Source organism: Peribacillus sp. NJ4 (genome assembly GCF_030348345.1).
Classification (GTDB): Bacteria; Bacillota; Bacilli; order Bacillales; family DSM-1321; genus Peribacillus.
The window spans coordinates 311,515-329,484 of record NZ_JAUCFQ010000001.1 but is presented as its reverse complement, the minus strand read 5'-3'; the positions used below and the strand labels follow the sequence as shown (position 1 = coordinate 329,484).

The 17,970-nt window shown below is 42.5% G+C and carries 19 protein-coding genes; 1 reads left to right on the top strand and 18 read right to left on the bottom strand.

The genetic code is table 11. From position 1 onward, the window contains the following. Window positions 1-57: 57 nt before the first annotated feature. On the top strand, window positions 58-483 hold the full coding sequence (locus QUF94_RS01665; RefSeq protein ID WP_289314325.1) for a VanZ family protein: 426 nt from the start codon (window positions 58-60) through the stop codon (window positions 481-483). 20 nt (window positions 484-503) lie between these two features. On the opposite strand, the gene spoIID is transcribed toward QUF94_RS01665, so the two are convergent. The 18 genes from spoIID to QUF94_RS01575 all read right to left on the bottom strand — a co-directional run bounded on the left by spoIID (window position 504) and on the right by QUF94_RS01575 (window position 17,959). Further along, window positions 504-1,541, bottom strand: a complete 1,038-nt coding sequence (gene spoIID, locus QUF94_RS01660) for a stage II sporulation protein D (RefSeq protein ID WP_289314324.1) — start codon at window positions 1,539-1,541, stop codon at window positions 504-506. A gap of 204 nt (window positions 1,542-1,745) precedes the next feature. Further along, on the bottom strand, window positions 1,746-3,047 hold the full coding sequence (murA, locus tag QUF94_RS01655) for a UDP-N-acetylglucosamine 1-carboxyvinyltransferase (protein ID WP_125159867.1): 1,302 nt from the start codon (window positions 3,045-3,047) through the stop codon (window positions 1,746-1,748). Between the two features lie 32 nt (window positions 3,048-3,079). After that, window positions 3,080-3,829 carry a YwmB family TATA-box binding protein gene (locus tag QUF94_RS01650; protein WP_289314323.1) on the bottom strand — a complete coding sequence of 250 codons (750 nt, stop codon included), beginning with the start codon at window positions 3,827-3,829 and terminating at the stop codon, window positions 3,080-3,082. Window positions 3,830-3,987: 158 nt separating this feature from the next. Beyond that, window positions 3,988-4,230 carry a DUF1146 family protein gene (locus QUF94_RS01645; protein WP_061465671.1) on the bottom strand — a complete coding sequence of 81 codons (243 nt, stop codon included), beginning with the start codon at window positions 4,228-4,230 and terminating at the stop codon, window positions 3,988-3,990. A gap of 149 nt (window positions 4,231-4,379) precedes the next feature. Then, a complete protein-coding gene (gene nuoN, locus QUF94_RS01640) occupies window positions 4,380-5,906 on the bottom strand; it encodes an NADH-quinone oxidoreductase subunit NuoN (protein ID WP_289314322.1) in 1,527 nt (508 codons plus the stop codon). Between the two features lie 3 nt (window positions 5,907-5,909). Further along, window positions 5,910-7,433: a complex I subunit 4 family protein gene (locus QUF94_RS01635; protein WP_289314321.1), complete on the bottom strand. Its 1,524-nt coding sequence runs from the start codon at window positions 7,431-7,433 to the stop codon at window positions 5,910-5,912. Further along, complete coding sequence (nuoL, locus tag QUF94_RS01630) at window positions 7,430-9,301, bottom strand: NADH-quinone oxidoreductase subunit L (RefSeq protein WP_289314320.1); 1,872 nt, start codon at window positions 9,299-9,301, stop codon at window positions 7,430-7,432. Before nuoL ends, QUF94_RS01635 begins: the two co-directional genes overlap by 4 nt. Before the next feature lie 34 nt (window positions 9,302-9,335). Then, complete coding sequence (gene nuoK, locus QUF94_RS01625; protein WP_064467120.1) at window positions 9,336-9,650, bottom strand: NADH-quinone oxidoreductase subunit NuoK; 315 nt, start codon at window positions 9,648-9,650, stop codon at window positions 9,336-9,338. Next, complete coding sequence (locus QUF94_RS01620; protein WP_289314319.1) at window positions 9,647-10,165, bottom strand: NADH-quinone oxidoreductase subunit J; 519 nt, start codon at window positions 10,163-10,165, stop codon at window positions 9,647-9,649. Before QUF94_RS01620 ends, nuoK begins: the two co-directional genes overlap by 4 nt. Continuing rightward, window positions 10,162-10,581 (bottom strand): NADH-quinone oxidoreductase subunit NuoI, encoded by a 420-nt coding sequence (gene nuoI / locus QUF94_RS01615; RefSeq protein WP_289314318.1) that lies wholly within the window; start codon window positions 10,579-10,581, stop codon window positions 10,162-10,164. Before nuoI ends, QUF94_RS01620 begins: the two co-directional genes overlap by 4 nt. Before the next feature lie 33 nt (window positions 10,582-10,614). Beyond that, the gene (gene nuoH / locus QUF94_RS01610) at window positions 10,615-11,622 is read right to left on the bottom strand and encodes an NADH-quinone oxidoreductase subunit NuoH (RefSeq protein WP_289314317.1); all 1,008 of its coding nucleotides are present in this window, start codon (window positions 11,620-11,622) and stop codon (window positions 10,615-10,617) included. Beyond that, window positions 11,623-12,720: an NADH-quinone oxidoreductase subunit D gene (locus QUF94_RS01605; RefSeq protein ID WP_289314316.1), complete on the bottom strand. Its 1,098-nt coding sequence runs from the start codon at window positions 12,718-12,720 to the stop codon at window positions 11,623-11,625. A gap of 5 nt (window positions 12,721-12,725) precedes the next feature. After that, window positions 12,726-13,946 carry an NADH-quinone oxidoreductase subunit C gene (locus tag QUF94_RS01600; RefSeq protein WP_289314315.1) on the bottom strand — a complete coding sequence of 407 codons (1,221 nt, stop codon included), beginning with the start codon at window positions 13,944-13,946 and terminating at the stop codon, window positions 12,726-12,728. Further along, a complete protein-coding gene (locus QUF94_RS01595; protein ID WP_289318261.1) occupies window positions 13,947-14,423 on the bottom strand; it encodes a NuoB/complex I 20 kDa subunit family protein in 477 nt (158 codons plus the stop codon). Window positions 14,424-14,449: 26 nt separating this feature from the next. Beyond that, window positions 14,450-14,824, bottom strand: a complete 375-nt coding sequence (locus tag QUF94_RS01590; protein WP_289318260.1) for an NADH-quinone oxidoreductase subunit A — start codon at window positions 14,822-14,824, stop codon at window positions 14,450-14,452. Between the two features lie 361 nt (window positions 14,825-15,185). After that, window positions 15,186-15,587: a F0F1 ATP synthase subunit epsilon gene (locus QUF94_RS01585; protein ID WP_289314314.1), complete on the bottom strand. Its 402-nt coding sequence runs from the start codon at window positions 15,585-15,587 to the stop codon at window positions 15,186-15,188. Window positions 15,588-15,612: 25 nt separating this feature from the next. Then, complete coding sequence (gene atpD, locus QUF94_RS01580; protein ID WP_289314313.1) at window positions 15,613-17,010, bottom strand: F0F1 ATP synthase subunit beta; 1,398 nt, start codon at window positions 17,008-17,010, stop codon at window positions 15,613-15,615. An 88-nt stretch (window positions 17,011-17,098) separates the two neighbouring features. After that, window positions 17,099-17,959, bottom strand: coding sequence for a F0F1 ATP synthase subunit gamma (locus QUF94_RS01575; protein WP_101223833.1), 861 nt, complete (start codon window positions 17,957-17,959; stop codon window positions 17,099-17,101). Window positions 17,960-17,970 lie beyond the last annotated feature (11 nt).

The following is a 17,970-nucleotide window of genomic DNA, read 5'->3' as shown; positions in this document are numbered from 1 at the left end:
TTTTATTCGTAGAATGGTAAAATGTTTGGTATCTTACTGTTGAAGGATGTTTAATTCATGAAAAAAGCCTTTAAACTTGTGTTAACGTTATTGCCTTTTCTATATATGATTGCCATTTGGATAATGTCGAGCAACCCCGATGATATGATTCTTGATCTTCCCTCATCCTCAATTGACCGCTTTATCAAAGAGGCACTTCATCTGGTCGAATTTGCCCTTTTGTATATATTATTGGTTTCGGCCCTTGCTGCAAACCAAAAACTGAAACCTGGTTTAAGCCTGTTGGCGGCCCTTGTAGCTTGCCTTTACGGAGTTATTGATGAATACCACCAATCATTCATCCCATACCGCACCGCTACCTTAATAGATGTAATTAAAGATATCATTGGAGTGGCTGCAGTCTATTTTCATGTCCAATATCATTATTTCAAGCGTGAACGCGGCTTTTTGACCATTATAGAAAAATTAAGCGCAAAAAAATGAGAGATGGGAATCCCCATCTCTCATTTTTTTGCCGTCATCGTATTCAGCCACTTACTTGAAGACTGAACTTTGACGCCTTTATAATAATATTTTACGATGTCTTCATAGGTTTTTCCTTCCCTGGCCATCCCATTGGCACCGTATTGACTCATTCCAACTCCGTGTCCAGAACCTTTTGTCGTGATGACAATCTGGTTGCCTTGACGCTCCCAGTTAAAATCGGATGATGTCAGCCCAAGCTTTTCACGAATCTGTTTTCCTGTCATTTTCTTTCCTCCGATTTCCACCACACCAACACGATTACCTGATGTTCTTTCAATGACGGTTCCTATTGATGTTCCAGATGAAAGGCTTACACCCAGTTTGTTTTCAAAATCTGCAGTATTCACTACAACTTTATTATAAAACTTTGGTGATTCTTCTTTATCCCATGGGCTGGATACACTTTTTAAATAGGGAAAATCAGCTTGCCAATAGTCCTCGGAATTCTCCGTGTAGCCATTGCTGGTCGAAAAAAATGTGGCAGTAATCGGTTTTCCTTCATAGGTTAGGATTTGACCCGCTGTTTCTTTTATAGCTTTGTCAATTTTCTTCATCTTCGATTTATAATCAGAGCCCCACTGTTTCTTCAGCTCATCATTATTCTTATAAACCTGGTGCATGACCGTATCGCTTACATCGGCACCATCCGGCAGGCCCAATCGACTTTCGCTTATGAGCTGATTGACGATATAAGTTCTCGCTGTCAATGCTTGTGCCTTCAGCGCCTCTTCCTCAAAATCTGCTGGCATCTCAGCTGCAACCACACCAGTCAAATACGATTCAATCGGCAGTTTTTCAATCTTTTTTGCAGAGGTACGGTAAACGGCAACTTCAACGGAACTCATTTCATTTGCACTTACCTCTTTCCCCTCATTCTTCACTTTCTTATCTAATTGTTCGGCTAACTCCCCACTTGTCTTATCATTTGAAAATGGAAGCACAAGCACTGCTGGAATCATGATAATTGCGAATGCTACTGCTATGAATAGTACGATCATCGGTTTGATTGCTTTCAAATTCCTGAGCCTCCCTACACTTGTTTTCTCTGCCGTATAATCTTTATCCAGCAGGGTCTTTACATAACAAATGTATGTCGAAGGACAAGCTTTTATGAATAGAAAAACGATAACTATTTAACCGGAGGCGATGAATGCTGGAACAAAACAAAAAAAACCATTCACGTTTCAATGTATCGAACGTGAATGGTTTTATAAGCTATCTTATGCGTTTAAATCTGCAATTTTTTTTGTTTCTGCAGGTACATCTTCGTTAATACGTTCCACATCAGCACCTAGAGATGCCAATTTACCATGGAAGTTAACGTATCCTCTGTCAAGATGCTTTAATTCTGTAACGCGAGTAATGCCATCTGCAACCAATCCAGTCAGGATGAGCGCTGCCGCGGCACGTAAATCTGTTGCAGCTACTTCAGCACCTTGAATGTTAGTTGGTCCATTAACGATAACAGAACGACCTTCTATTTTAATATTGGCATTCATGCGACGGAATTCCTCAACATGCATGAAACGGTTTTCGAAAACGGTCTCCGTAATCATACTTGTTCCTTCAGCACGCAATAATAATGCCATCATTTGCGATTGCATATCAGTCGGGAAACCAGGATGTGGCATTGTTTTGATATCAATGGCCTTCAAGGTTTTTGGACCGATAACGCGTAATCCATCTTCTTCTTCAAGAATTTTAACGCCCATTTCCTCCATTTTAGCAATAAGGGAAGTAAGGTGTTCAGGTACAGCTCCTTGAACAAGAACATTGCCGCCAGTAAGAGCAGCCGCTGTCATAAATGTACCAGCTTCGATACGGTCAGGTATAATCGCATGTTCAGTGCCATATAATTTATCGACACCTTCGATTCTCATCGTACCAGTACCAGCACCTCTGACTTTGGCACCCATTTTATTAAGGAAATTCGCAAGATCTACAATTTCAGGCTCTTTGGCCACATTTTCAAGAACAGTTATACCTTCAGCAAGTGTTGCTGCCATCATGATGTTTTCAGTGGCACCCACACTCGGGAAGTCAAGATACACTCTTGCACCCTTAAGTCTTCCTTCTACCTCGGCATCAATGAAACCATTGCCGACCTTCACTTTTGCTCCCATCGCTTCAAAACCCTTTAAATGCTGGTCGATAGGACGTGATCCGATGGCACAGCCACCAGGAAGAGCAACGCGGGCCCGGCCATTCCTTGCTAGTAATGAGCCCATTACTAAAACGGAAGCTCTCATTTTTCGTACATATTCAAATGGTGCTTCTTCTAATAACTCTCTTGATGCATCTACAGTTACTTGATTGTCATGAAAGGCAACATCTGCATTTAAGTTGCGCAATACTTCATTGATTGTATATACATCGGAGAGCGTAGGAACATCTTTAATGATACTTTTCCCATCACTTGCTAATAATGTTGCAGCGATAACTGGCAAAACGGCGTTTTTAGCACCTTCTACTTTAACTGTCCCGCTAAGCCTTTTTCCGCCGCGGACGATGATTTTTTCCAAAAGTATTCCCCTCCGCGTCCATTTTCTCTATATTAATATTCAAACGTTATGATTGGTGTGCCAACTACAAAGTTCGTTCGGTCACCCAATCCTTCTGTCCGTAGCCCAAACTGCAAATTTAATTTCTCTTTTGTCAAAGGTTGTTTAAACAATGTTGAATGTGCAGATATTGATGTAAAGTTCGTTTCATGCACACTCTCAATTTCCCTTGCTTGGAACATATCTAACAGGTCTTCAGTTTTAGAGTTTAAAACCGAATCCATATTATCATTGATAGACCCTTTAATACAAGAAAAAATTGAAGGAGTCCCTATAAATAGGTCATTCACCCTGTTCTGGAATGTAGTCGTAAAAAATGCCGAATTAGCTTTTCTCCACTTTTTTCCCTTCACTTCGTAAATAACATAGGTAACTTTATCAAATTTCTCTTCCGTTGTCATTATTTTGATAGACTCGGTTAGACCTGAATCGACATTGTAAGTTAACGCCTCAGCCTTCCAGCCGGAAGCATCATCTTTCCGGTGCCATTGAAATTGAGGGTATTTTTGTTTTAAAGCCGCAACTTCGCTTTCAAACTCTCGTTTAGTTGTAATCTCTTTTTTTATTTCTCTAGTGAGTACAGACCAATCTTCTATGCCTAAATCCTTATCCTTTTGTAACAGTCCCACCAATTTAACTATATCTGGTTTACTTTCTGCCACAATCGTACTATTCCCAATTAAAATCACCATCAAACCAAGAAATACTATGTATGTTAACATTTTTTTATTTAAAATATACATGTTAAATCCCTCCCCTTTTACACATTCTTTCCATAAGGAGAGAGATCATACTTCGAGTTTTCCGACAATTGGTGACACATTCCGCCTTAAAATGGCAGTAAGCATGGCGAATACAAGAGTAGAATCATATTTTGCTATAAGAAAAGTCTTACAGCTTATCAGTCATCACTAAACATATACGGGAGTTGGTTTGCAAATCCCAGGTAGTCAAGGAAGAAGTTACTAACAACTGAACCTATGGCAACCGTTAATAAAATGTATAAAACCCTGGCCTTGATGACCGAATTGGATCTTAAGATTTTATCGAAATGTAATGCCTGTAAAGCCCACCAGGTAACTGCTATGAAAAACAAATGTGCAATTATTCCTGTTAAAGCCTGCTGTCCCATTGCTGAAAACATGTACATACCTCCTAAATGACACCCGAACTCTATTCTAACACAAAACCCCTTCGTATTTGGAATATAAAAGGAAGAATTGCAAAATATCTTTTTAAAACTGTAAATAGAGGCTTGATCCAATGGAACAAGCCTCTGATACAGGCATTATATCATTTACTCGAAATAAAGTCTGTAAATTCACCAAATTGATCATGAATAAAATCAAAGGCAATATTTGGCGCCACCCCGAAAAGTATGGTGCCTATTACGCAAATGATCAACACGGTGTAAAGACCCCAACGAATTTTAATGACCTTCTCTGAATGAATGGGTCGGAAATAGACCTGGACCAATAATCCGAAATAGTATACATAGGACACAATGGTACCTGCGATCATGATCCCCGCAAGGACAAAATGTCCAGGCTCCGTAATGAATGTTCCAAGGAAAATATTGAGTTTGCCAATGAATCCTGTCGTCCCGGGAATTCCAGCAAGTGACAGGATAAATACAGTAAATGATATGGCAAGATACGGGGATTTCCTCCCCAGTCCTGCAAGAATGCTAATGTCTTCCGATCCACTTTGACTGGAGAGCAGCTGAATGACTGCAAATACACCGATATTCATCAATACATAAGCCAGTAGGTAAAACCAGACTGTATCCAACAGGAAATATCCCCCACCCAATGTAGCAACCGCTACAAGGAGATAACCCGCATGGGCGATGCTTGAATAGGCGAACAACCGTTTTAAATTTTGCTGCCTTAACGCAATCACATTTCCAATGATGATTGTCAGACCTGCCAATGAAGCTATATAGATATTGTTTTTTTCCAAAAAGTCGAGCGCTCCGAATGTATCACCGGATGCCGTTAGGAACAACGAAAGAAAAATTCGCAGGATGATGACGAAACCCGCTATTTTCGAAATTACACTTAAGAAGGCTACGACCGGTGTCGGTGCCCCCTCATAGACATCCGGCGCCCACATATGAAAGGGAGCGGCAGCTATCTTGAAGGATAAACCGACAAATACCATGAAGAAAGCGAGGCCCATGATGTATTGCAGCTGACCGTCCGTCATCGCAGCCATCGTCCGGCTCATCTCGCCTAGATTGACAGAACCAGTCACACCATATAAATAGCTCATCCCGAATAAAGTGATTGCCGTGGAAATGCCTCCGTTTATCACATACTTCATGGACGCTTCGTTAGACTTCCGATCATGTTTACGCATTCCGACTAGTATATAAGATGAAAGGGAAAGAAGTTCCAGTCCAACGAACAGGGTTATCAAATCCCCGCTTGAGGACATGACCATCGCTCCAAGCAAAGCGGTCAGGAAAAGATAATAAAATTCCCCCCGATGTTCCCGCAGCCCCTCTTTAGGTTCATATTCTTCAGCCAGAAGGATGATTAGGCCCGCTCCGAATAATAAGAGTAGCTTAAATGCTTTTGCAAATGAATCTAACCGAAACGTATCGGATAAGATACTGACTGTTTCAAAGGATAGTAAGCTAATCAGTGACAAACATGCCAATATGATTCCGGTTAGCGCGAGCCATGCCAGTTTTCTCCGATTAAAGTGCTTCGGCCAGAATAAATCCAATATCGAAAGAATCATGGCCGTTCCCAGGATGATGAATTCCGGCATCATCGCTCCCCAATGATAAGAAAGCATTGTGTTCAAATCCATCCTTCATCGCCCCCCTAAAGCTAGCATCATGGCTTCAATCGTTCCTTGAAGAGGCCCGCCTAACAAATTTGGGTATACCCCAACAGATATTATCAAACCGAGAAGAACCAATGCCGGTACAAGCTCCCAGCCTCTAAGGTCCCGTTTCTCTTTCTCTACCAAGCTATCATTTTCCCCGAAGGTCATCAACATGACCGCCCTCAGGATATAAACAGCGGTTAATACCAGCCCGATCACACCAATTGCTGCAAGCAATGGCTGACTCTTGAATAAGCCAAGAAATACCATGAATTCACTGATGAAGCCAGACATGCCAGGCAAACCGAGTGAAGCCATCCCGCACGCTAACATAACCCCTGAAAAAACCGGCATCGACTTGGCCAATCCACCAAGCTTAGGAAGCATGGTGGTTCCCGTCCGCTCATACAACACACCCACCAAGAAAAACAACAAAGCAGCAATTAGCCCATGTGATATGACTTGAAAGATAGCTCCCTGAATGCCCGCTTCATTCAAGGCTCCCAGCCCCATCATGACGATTCCCATATGCGAGATTGATGAGTATGCTAAAACGAGCTTGAAATCCGTTTGTACCAATGCTAGAAATGCACCATATAAAAAACTGAGGACCCCAATCAGGACAACGGTAAAGGCCAAGCTTTTATATTGTTCAGGAAATATCCCCATTCCAAACCGGATGATTCCGTAAGCCCCTATTTTCAATAGGACACCAGCATGAATCATGACTATGGATGGAGGTGCTTCCGCATGGACCCGCACCATCCAGCTGTGAAATGGAAATACGGGCAGCTTTATCGCAAATGCAACGAGAAAGGCCAGGCATAAACCAAACTTCATCGAACCGGATATGGGCGCAAAAAGCGAAACACCACCCATTGTCATCATCTGTGTCAATGCCGCAATATTGGTCGTACCTGTCCTGGCAAACAAAATCAAAATGACCACCAATAAAACTGCCGAACCGATGCCATTATAAATCAGAAAACTATAAGACGCTTTCTCCCTCTCCAGAAAGCCCCACCTACCAATCAAAAAGAAAGCGGGGATCAAGGTCATTTCAAAAAAGATGAAAAAAAGGATCAAATTTTCTGCGGTGAAGACACCGAGCATCCCGATCTCCAAAATCAAAAATAACAAATAATACCCTTTCCATTCTTGTTTTATATATATGGAGGCGATTGCGGCAAGTGAAGAAATGATTGTCGTCAATAATATGAAGATGAGACTTAACCCATCCAGGCCCAACTCAAAGTCAACTGTGAAGAGTTTGGGATCATACATCTCCAAATTCCCAAATCTGATCCAATTCAACTTAATGTCAAAGATGGATAGGGCCACTCCCGAATAATATTGACTGCATAGAAAGAACGATAGGAAAAGGGGAGGCAGTGTTCCGAAAAAGCCAAATTGTTTAATCGTCCTTTCCTCTTTCTTCGGCATTAGGGCAACCATCACAATGCCCAGCAGCGGTGAGAACACTAGAAGCGAGAGCAAATAGACATTCATCTTAGATACCCCCCAGTTAATGCAAAAATCACCAATAGTACCGCAAGTCCCAGAAAGGCTATCATGCCATATTGCTGTACCTGTCCCGTTTGCAGTTTAGACCCTAATTTCCCCAATCCCTCTATTGAACTTGTTACGGTGGATACCAAGCCACCGACAACGAACCTTTCAAAATAAGATAGGAAAATACTAAAGCCTTTGATTGCATAGCCTGCTGTGAAATGGTAAATCTCATCAATATAATACTTATTTTCCAAAACTCTATATAACTCGGAGTTTTCCTTGACAAGCCATACCCGAGGTAACTTCTTTTTAGCATATATCATATATGCAAGGAATATCCCGGCAAGTGATACAAGTACAGCCATGAACATGATCCAAACGGGTCCCTCACTATGGCTGGCTCCTAGAAGAGTTTCATTTCCCTCCACAAGCCACTCTCCCAGGAAAGTCCCAAACCACGGTGTTTGGATATACCCACTGATTACAGCAAGCAATGCCAATACGAGCATGGGAATTAACATGATGGAAGGTGAGTCCTTAACCTGTTTTACTTGACTGCGTGAATCTCCTGCAAACATCATGAAAAACAGCCGGAACATATAAAACGCGGTTAAAAAGGAGGTCATCACCGCAAGTCCAAACAACACATAATTGCCGTTCTCCCAGGCTGCCATTAGAATTTCATCTTTACTGAAAAAACCTGAGAGCAAGGGGAACCCTGATATCGCCAAAGTTCCAGTCAAGAACAGCGGCCCTGTCCAATTCAATTTCCCCCATAATCCACCCATCTCTTCTATGTCCTGTGTATGTATAGCATGAATAACACTGCCTGCTGCCAAAAACAGCAATGCTTTAAAAAAGGCATGGGTCATTAAATGAAACACACCCGCCACATATCCGGCAGTACCCAAAGCAAGCATCATAAAACCAAGCTGAGAGATTGTCGAATAGGCCAATACCCGCTTAACATCCTTTTGCACAATAGCGATGCTTGCGGCAAATATGGCTGTAAATCCACCTGTTATTGCTACGACTTGCATCGCCGCTTCACTAGCGACGAATAACGGAAACATGGTCGCCACCAGGTATACCCCTGCAGCAACCATGGTTGCTGCGTGAATCAATGCGGAAACCGGAGTCGGTCCCTCCATCGCATCCGGAAGCCATGTGTGTAGTGGAAATTGTCCAGACTTCCCAACCGCACCGATAAAAATCAAAATAGCGATCAAAGTCAGTCTTTCATTTGATATCACGCCTGATTGAATGGCTTGAAAGATCTCTCCAAATTCAAAGCTTCCCGTTTCCCAGAATAGTAGAATAATACCGATTAAGAGCCCTACATCCCCAATCCTGGTCATGATGAATGCCTTCTTCGCTGCATTCTTGGCTTCCAGTTTATAAAAGTAAAACCCAATAAGCAGGAAAGATCCCACCCCGACCAATTCCCAGAAGATATAAAGCTGTAATAAATTTGGTGCCATGACAAGTCCAAGCATGGCAAAGGTGAAGAAGCCCAGATAAGCATAAAAAATGGAGAATCGCACTTCACCCTTCATATACCCCTTCGAATATATCTGGACAAGCAGGCTGACAAGTGAAACGATCACGAGCATCAAGGCATTAAGCTGGTTGATTTCAAACCCCGCTGTAAGTTGCGTCCCCCCGAAGGAAAGCCAATCTATCGATATTTTATAAGTAGGTTCTTTAAATCGTTCCATCAAGGTAAGCAGCGATAGAACCAACGAAGCCATTGTACATATTATTCCTATAAAGGCCCCTCGTTCCCGCAACCGCCCACCCGATAGAAGCAGAACCAGAAACGTGACGAGTGGAAAGATCGGTATGAGCCAAGCGTTCTCCATCATCGTATCAAATCCCCTTCTTCATTTATATAAACCTTCAATGCTTCATAATATCCATTTCATCGACATTGACCGTCTTCCGATTCCGATAAAGGGACATTAATATAGCCAGCCCTACAGCTGCCTCGGCCGCAGCGATCGTAATCGTGAATAACGAAAACACTTGACCCGTAATGGATGGCGTTACACCGAATTTACTGAAGGCAACTAAATTGATATTAGCAGCGTTCAGCATCAGCTCGATTGAAATCAAAACAATGACCGCATTTCTCTTCGTCAAAGCGCCATACAGTCCTATACAAAATAAAACGAGTGCCAATACAAGATAAGCCGACAAGGGAACTCCCGTCATGATCGATCTCCCTCCCCATCATCTTTTTTAGCCAATACGATGGCGCCGACAAGTGCAACAAGCAGTAGTACCGACATTACTTCAAATGGAATGACATATTTTGAAAAAAGTTCGATTCCTATTTGTTTTGTATTTTCCTCATGCAAGGCGGTTGGCTGTACAGGGATATCCAGATTATAAATACCCAGATAAACCGCCACGGCGAATCCAGCAATAGCTGCCAGCAATGAGAATCTCCCCCAGCCCCCTTTAACGGGTTCATCACTTTCTTGGTGTTTAGTGAGCATAATTCCAAATAACATCACAATCGTTATTGCCCCTGAATAAATAAGGATCTGGACAATGGCGACGAACTCAGCCGAAAGCAACATATAAATTCCAGCAATGCTCAAGAAAGTAAAAACGAGTGCAATTACCATGTGCACCACTTTTGTTAAGGTAATTAACAGCACCCCGCCTAATATGGCGACGAGTGCCAAACCAAAAAAGGCAATTAATTCACCGGACAAACTCATACTTTATTCACCTTCCGGATATTTTCATCATTTTCATCAAGCCACTCCAGATTTTTAAATAAATCATCACGGCTATACTCCGCCAGCTCAAATTTATTCGTCATCACGATTGCTTCTGTCGGGCATACCTCCGTACATAAATCACACAAAATGCAAATCTCGAAATTAATGTCATACGTATCAATAATTTTACCTTTTTTTGACGGGTCCGGATGTTTTTTACCAGTTAATTGAATACAATCGGTTGGACAAATAGTCACGCATTGATTACATACAATACACTTTTCAGGATAGAATTTTTGGATTCCGCGGAATCGGTCAGGGAGCGGCAGCGGCTCATTCGGGTAGTCATAGGTCACTTTTTTCCTCGTCAAGTTCTTTAATGTATAGGTTAAACCTTTTGCTAAACCAAGCATATAAATCCCTCGCTTTCTGACCCGCTTAAGTTTTTAAAAAAGGTTAATTAATTCTTTTATAAGTGCCGTCAAAAATATATTTGCCAATGCAACCGGAAGCAGCACTTTCCATCCGAACTCCATCAATTGATCTGCCCTTATTCGAGGAAAAGTCACCCGGATCCAGACCAATACATAGAAAACAACACTAAACTTGAGACCGAACCAGATGGCTGCCGGAATAAAATCCAAAAACGGAATAGAATTCCATCCTCCTAAAAATAATACAGTGGTTAGCGTGGCCATTGCAAACATATACACATATTCGGATAACATAAAGAAGGCCCAGCGAAATCCAGAGTATTCAACATGATAGCCTGCAACAAGTTCGGATTCCGCTTCCGGCAGGTCAAAAGGAACCCTGTTCAACTCGGCAACCGATGCAATAAAAAACACGATAAACGCAATCGGCTGAAGAAAAATGAACCAAACCTTCTCCTGGGCTGCAACTATTTCATTCAAGTTTAAACTGCCTGTTAAGAGGACGATTCCCACTAGTGACATCACCAACGGGATTTCATAAGATATCATTTGCGCGGCTGCCCTCATTCCGCCAATCAAAGAATATTTATTATTGGATGCCCAACCCGCAGTGACGATGCCGATGGTCGATATGCCGGAAATGGCAATATAATATAGCAATCCAACACCTATATCAGCAAATTGGAAGGCATCGGTGAACGGCAAGGTGGCAAGGACCATGAAAGCCGGTGCAAAAGCAATCACTGGAGCTAATATATATAGCGGCTTATCGGCTTTTTTTGGTATCGTATCTTCCTTGATCAGAAGTTTCAAAACATCGGCAACGGTCTGCAAGAGACCCCATTTCCCCCCAATTTGGTTGGGACCGACACGCATCTGCATAAACCCCATGATTTTTCGCTCCGAAAGGATTCCATAGGTTACGAACCCTAATACAACGAATAGCAGCAGGACTGCCAAACCAAAAAAAATGCCAAAATTCAGTAGGCTAGGAGTGGATTGGAGCAAATCCTTGATCATTTATCCATCCACCTCCCCTAGAACGATATCGATTGCACCTAATATCGTTATCAAGTTTGCCATATTTTCCCCTTCCAATAATTTCGGAAGAATTTGCAGATTATAAAATGAAGGTCTGCGAAATTTCAAACGATATGGCTCCTTTTTCCCTTCACTCGCGATATAACAGCCGATTTCCCCTCTTGGTGATTCAATTCGGACAAATGCTTCACCCTTAGGAACCTTTATTATTTTTGGGACCTTAGCAAGAACCGGCCCTTCTGGAAATTGCTCAACCGCCTGCTCAATGATTTTCAGTGATTCTTCGATTTCTTCCATTCTACAGTGATAGCGTGAAAAGGCATCACCCTCTTCCCTTGTAGGAACATCAAAGGTGAACCTGTCGTAAATGGAATATGGTTCATTTTTCCGTAAATCCCATTTCACGCCTGTACACCTTAAGTTGGCACCGCTAAGCGAATACTGCAATGCCTCTTCTTTCGTATAGATGCCCACCCCTCTAACCCGGTTAACAAAGATTTCATTCCCTGTTACTAACTCATGGTAACCGGCAAGCTGCTCCCTCATATAAGGGACAAACTCGGCCACCTTCGCAATCCAGTCATCAGGAGCATCCCATTTCACACCTCCGACACGCATATAATTGAATGTAAGACGTGCTCCTGACAATTCAGTCAATAAGTTAACGATCATTTCACGTTCTCGAAAAGCGTATAGGAAAGGGCTCGTCGCACCTATATCAAGCAAGTAAGTACCCCACCAGACAAGGTGGCTTGCGACTCTGCCCAATTCCATGGCAATTACGCGCAAATATTCTGCCCTTTCGGGGATTTCCACCCCCATCATTGTTTCAACAGCATGGCAAAGCACATAATTATTTGTCATTGCGGCTAGATAATCGAGTCGATCGGTATATGGAATTATTTGTGTATATTGCAGATTTTCCGCTAGTTTTTCAGTACCGCGATGCAGATACCCAATGACAGGGGTAGCCTCTTTTATAATTTCACCGTCAATCTTGATGACAAGCCGAAAAACACCATGTGTACTCGGATGCTGCGGCCCGACATTGAGAAGCATTTCTTCGGTCCTTAACATTGGGCTTACACCTCCACATCATAAGGCTGATAATCTTTTCTAAGGGGATACCCTTTCCAATCATCACCAAGTAAAATCCGCTTTAAGTCAGGATGTTCTTGAAAATTAATACCTAATAAATCGTAAGCCTCACATTCCGGCCAATTTGCACCTGGCCATAATGGAGCTAATGATGGAATAACGGGAGAATCCCTATCCAGCTTCACCTTTAAGGCAACCGATTGGTTCATATTGAATGAATGCAAATGTACATAAATTTCCATATGGGATTCAAAATCCGTTCCATGAAGTTCCGATAAATACGAAAAGTTAAGCTGTTCATCATACCGCAGAAATTTTGCTATTGAGAAATATGTATCCGGATTAGCCACTAAAGTGGGTACATCTTTTGATAGTCTATTAATATAGTGGTCTATTAATGCCTCTTGCCCTACATGCCTTTCAATAGCATGAACAATTTGATCGAGTTTGGACTGGTTTGGAGAAAGATCATCTGGGGTGATAACTTCCTTGCTTTCCTTTACAGCAGTCCTGGCCTTCGCAACAGCAGCGGCTTTCGCCTTGGCCGCTGCAATAGCCTTTGCCTTCGCAGTTTCAAGATCATCACCATTATCCCTTGATTCCTTTCGGGCCAATGCTGCCGCCTTCGCTTTGGCCGCTGCCGCTGCCTTTTGCTTCGCTACGTCCATTTCTCCTTCCGGTTTTTCCGTCCCTTCCTCTTTCGCCTGTTTTCGGGCCAGTGCTGCCGCCTTCGCTTTGGCCGCTGCCGCTGCCTTTTGCTTCGCTACGTCCATTTCTCCTTCCGGTTTTTCCGTCCCTTCCTCTTTCGCCTGTTTTCGGGCCAATGCTGCCGCCTTCGCTTTGGCCGCTGCTGCTGCCTTTTGCTTCGCTACGTCCATTTCTCCTTCCGGTTTTTCCGTCCCTTCCTCTTTCGCCTGTTTTCGGGCCAGTGCTGCTGCCTTCGCCTTGGCCGCTGCCGCTGCCTTTTGCTTCGCTAAATCGGTTTCTCCTTCCGGATTCTCCGTCCCTTCCTCTCTCGCCTGTTTTCGGGCCAATGCTGCCGCCTTCGCTTTGGCCGCTGCCGCTGCCTTTTGCTTCGCTAAATCGGTTTCTCCTTCCGGATTCTCCGTCCCTTTTTCTTTCGCCTGTTTTCGAGCCAGTGCTACAGCCTTCGCCTTGGCCGCTGCCGCTGCCTTTTGTTTCGCTAAGTCTTGCTTTTCACTCATCTATATCACCCGCTTTCCGGTTTTCGCCTCGTAACGGATTTTTTCTTTTAATTTATTGATTCCATAAATAAGTGCTGCTGGGTTTGGGGGACACCCCGGTATATATACATCGACAGGTACTATTTGATCTACTCCTTTGACCACCGAGTAGGAGTGAACATAAGGCCCTCCTGCAGTTGCACAGGATCCCATTGCAATAACCCATTTCGGTTCCGGCATTTGTTCGTATAATCTACTAATTATTGGAGCCATTTTTTTCGTTACCGTTCCTGAGACAATCATGACATCCGATTGTCTGGGTGATGTCCGAAAAAACGAACCAAACCGGTCCAAATCATAATGAGAGGAGCCTACGCCCATCATTTCAATTGCACAACATGCTAATCCGAAAGTCATCGGCCAGAGTGAGTTACTTCTAGCCCAGCCTTTTATTTGTTCAAGTGTGGATAAAAAAATATTATGACGCATTTCTTCCATTTCTTTAGGGGTAAGTTCATCTAACTTCAATTCCACTTCAACACCTTCTTTTTCCAAGCGTATATTAGCCCTAGCATAAGGATAAGAACAAAAAATAACATTTCGATCAGAGCAAACAGCCCTAGTTCATCGTAGGCAACCGCCCATGGATAAAGAAAAACAGTTTCTACGTCAAATATGACGAACATCAGTCCGAATAGATAATACCTGACATTGAATTGAACCCTTGAATCCTGAAAAGGCTCGATTCCACTTTCATAAGTCGTATATTTCATATCAGTCGGTTTATAAGGCCTTAGCAGTCTACCAAGAAATAATGCGACCACAGGTAATAAAATGCCGAGACAAAGAAAAACAAATACAATTAAATAATTATTTTGGTAAATATGCAGCTGTCCCATGTTCATCTCCCTTTATGGATAAATCATGTTAAATGGATGCATTTAAAATTTGCTTGTCTTCTTTTTTGGTGGATACCGTTTTAAATATTATGCAGGGTGACATTCTTTTAGAAGCAACGTGACAGGAGGAGGTATGAAGCAATTAATGTAAGCGTATACATTATATCATCAGGATAATCGCATGTCGATGAGTGAAGGTTTAATATGGAAAATACTTTATCCTATAATTCGATTTTTTTTTCGAATGCACAACATTTTTTTCCAAATTTCGCTATTAAATGATAAATAGCTTGAAAAACCATTAAAAAAAACACCTGATCTTACCAGGAATGGCTAGATCAGGTGTTTTCATCATTTAAAGTTATCGCATTTCTGCAATTTGGATCCGGTTGATGGCACGTTTAAGCGCTAAATTAGCTCTTTTGTCATCATTTGATCCATCATTGTTCTGCAATCTTTGTTCAGCACGAGCTTTTGCTGCTTGAGCACGTGCAAGATCGATAGTTTCAGCTCTTTCAGCAGATTGAGCTAAAATGGTTACCACATCAGGGCGAACTTCTAAGAAGCCACCATTTACAGCTACATAGTCTGTGTTGCTTCCATTTTTAAGACGGACAGCACCAATGGTAAGTGGGGCTACAGTTGGAACGTGTCCAGCCATGATTCCCAGCTCACCGCTTTTAGCTTTAGTGCTTACCATTTCAACTTCTGCATCATATACTGGGCCATCGGGAGTAACAACATTGACTTTAATGGTCTTCATTTCATTCCCTCCTAGGTCCCTTTAATTAAGCCATTTCTTTTGCTTTGGCAATAACTTCTTCAATGCGACCAACTAGACGGAAAGCATCTTCAGGAAGGTCGTCATATTTTCCAGCTAGGATATCTTTGAATCCTTGGACTGTTTCTTTAACTGGTACATAAGATCCTTTTTGACCAGTGAATTGTTCAGCCACGTGGAAGTTCTGCGACAAGAAGTTTTGAATTCTACGAGCACGGGCAACGATTACTTTTTCGTCTTCGCTTAATTCATCCATACCCAAGATGGCAATAATATCTTGAAGTTCTTTATATTTCTGTAAAGTCGATTGCACTTGACGAGCCACTTTATAGTGCTCAGCCCCAACTACTTCTGGGCTAAGGGCACGAGAAGAAGACGCCAATGGATCAACTGCTGGGTAAATACCCATTTCAGAAAGTTTACGCTCAAGGTTAGTTGTTGCATCCAAGTGAGCGAAAGTTGTAGCTGGAGCCGGATCCGTATAGTCATCGGCAGGTACATAGATCGCTTGAATGGATGTAACAGAACCTTTATTTGTTGAAGTGATACGTTCTTGTAATTGACCCATTTCAGTAGCAAGCGTTGGTTGGTAACCTACCGCTGAAGGCATACGGCCTAATAGGGCAGAAACCTCAGAACCTGCTTGTGTGAAACGGAAAATGTTATCGATGAAGAAAAGAACGTCTTGTCCTTGTTCGTCACGGAAATATTCAGCCATTGTCAAACCGCTTAGGGCAACACGCATACGTGCACCTGGTGGCTCGTTCATTTGTCCGAATACCATCGCCGTTTTCTTAATAACACCAGAATCAGTCATCTCGTAGAAAAGGTCATTCCCTTCACGAGTACGCTCACCTACACCAGCGAATACCGAGATACCGCCGTGCTCTTGTGCGATGTTATTAATAAGTTCTTGAATAAGTACAGTTTTACCAACACCGGCTCCACCGAAGAGACCGATCTTACCACCTTTGATGTAAGGTGCAAGTAAATCTACTACTTTAATACCCGTTTCAAGAATTTCAACTGATGTTGATAATTCCTCGAATGTTGGTGCTTGTCTGTGAATTGGATCACGACGCACCTCTGCTGTAAGTGGTTCAAATAGGTCAATGTTTTCCCCTAATACGTTGAAAACGCGACCTAGAGTAACTTCACCTACAGGTACTGAAATTGGAGCTCCTGTATCAACAGTCTCTGCACCACGAGTTAAACCATCAGTGGAAGACATTGCTACAGTACGAACTGTATTATCACCTAGTTGAAGGGCCACTTCAAGAGTTAGTCCTGTACCAGACGCTGTATTTTCGATTCTTAACGCGTTATAGATCTTAGGAAGTTGTCCGTCTTCGAATTTCACGTCAACAACCGGACCCATAACTTGAGTAACGCGTCCTATATTCATCGTTTTCCCTCCTAACGTTGCTTATAACGACTATCAAGTTTATGGAACGGCCAGCATATCGTCCGGGCCGACCGCCCCTTTAATGATTTTATTCTAAAGCTGCTGCACCGCCGACAATCTCTGTAATTTCTTGAGTGATCGCTGCCTGACGTGCACGGTTATATTGTAATGAAAGTGAGTCAATCAACTCTTTTGCATTATCGGTCGCATTTTTCATTGCAGTCATACGTGCAGAGTGCTCACTTGCTTTACCATCTAACAAAGCACCATAAATCAAACTTTCTGCGTACTGAGGCAGTAATACCTCAAGAATTTCTTCTGCATTCGGTTCAAATTCATAAGAAGTCAATGTTGCATTGGAAGTATTAAAGTCAGCTAACGGAAGGACTTGCTTTTCCGTTACATCCTGCTGGATTGGGCTGACATAATGGTTATAGTACATATAAAGCTCATCACACAGCTCATTCAGATATAAATTCACTGTCGATTTTGCAAGGGAGCTAATGTCAGCGAAAGACGGCTGATCAGGAACCCCGATTACTTCAAGCTCTACGTGCATGTTACGGCTGACAAAGAAATCACGGCCAACCCTTCCGATTGCGATAATGACGAACTCATCATTGGATTTATGGCGTTCAAGAATAGTTTTATGAACGTGGCGAAGGATGCTACTATTGTAAGCCCCAGCCAATCCACGGTCCGATGTGATTACCAAGTAACCGGTTTTCTTAACGGGACGTGAAGTAAGCATTGGATGAGATGCATCCGTGCTTCCGTTCGCAATACTAGATACCACTTCTTGAATTTTTTCCATATATGGAACATATGCTTTAGCATTAGCTTCTGCACGGTTCATTTTAGAAGCAGATACCATCTGCATCGCTTTTGTAATTTGACTCGTCTTTTTCGTTGAAGTAATCCGAGACTTAATATCGCGTAAAGAGGCCATTCATTCTCACC

Coding starts and splice junctions, on each gene's coding strand:
- QUF94_RS01600 (WP_289314315.1), bottom strand. CDS start 13,946: ATGAGTGAAAAGCAAGACTTAGCGAAACAAAAGGCAGCGGCAGCGGCC.
- nuoI (WP_289314318.1), bottom strand. CDS start 10,581: ATGCTTGGTTTAGCAAAAGGTTTAACCTATACATTAAAGAACTTGACG.
- nuoN (WP_289314322.1), bottom strand. CDS start 5,906: ATGGATTTGAACACAATGCTTTCTTATCATTGGGGAGCGATGATGCCG.
- QUF94_RS01605 (WP_289314316.1), bottom strand. CDS start 12,720: ATGTTAAGGACCGAAGAAATGCTTCTCAATGTCGGGCCGCAGCATCCG.
- nuoL (WP_289314320.1), bottom strand. CDS start 9,301: ATGATGGAGAACGCTTGGCTCATACCGATCTTTCCACTCGTCACGTTT.
- QUF94_RS01650 (WP_289314323.1), bottom strand. CDS start 3,829: ATGTATATTTTAAATAAAAAAATGTTAACATACATAGTATTTCTTGGT.
- atpD (WP_289314313.1), bottom strand. CDS start 17,010: ATGAATATAGGACGCGTTACTCAAGTTATGGGTCCGGTTGTTGACGTG.
- QUF94_RS01585 (WP_289314314.1), bottom strand. CDS start 15,587: ATGAAGACCATTAAAGTCAATGTTGTTACTCCCGATGGCCCAGTATAT.
- QUF94_RS01645 (WP_061465671.1), bottom strand. CDS start 4,230: ATGTTTTCAGCAATGGGACAGCAGGCTTTAACAGGAATAATTGCACAT.
- QUF94_RS01620 (WP_289314319.1), bottom strand. CDS start 10,165: ATGAGTTTGTCCGGTGAATTAATTGCCTTTTTTGGTTTGGCACTCGTC.
- QUF94_RS01575 (WP_101223833.1), bottom strand. CDS start 17,959: ATGGCCTCTTTACGCGATATTAAGTCTCGGATTACTTCAACGAAAAAG.
- QUF94_RS01665 (WP_289314325.1), top strand. CDS start 58: ATGAAAAAAGCCTTTAAACTTGTGTTAACGTTATTGCCTTTTCTATAT.
- nuoK (WP_064467120.1), bottom strand. CDS start 9,650: ATGACGGGAGTTCCCTTGTCGGCTTATCTTGTATTGGCACTCGTTTTA.
- QUF94_RS01590 (WP_289318260.1), bottom strand. CDS start 14,824: ATGGGACAGCTGCATATTTACCAAAATAATTATTTAATTGTATTTGTT.
- QUF94_RS01595 (WP_289318261.1), bottom strand. CDS start 14,423: ATGGAAGAAATGCGTCATAATATTTTTTTATCCACACTTGAACAAATA.
- QUF94_RS01635 (WP_289314321.1), bottom strand. CDS start 7,433: ATGAATGTCTATTTGCTCTCGCTTCTAGTGTTCTCACCGCTGCTGGGC.
- nuoH (WP_289314317.1), bottom strand. CDS start 11,622: ATGATCAAGGATTTGCTCCAATCCACTCCTAGCCTACTGAATTTTGGC.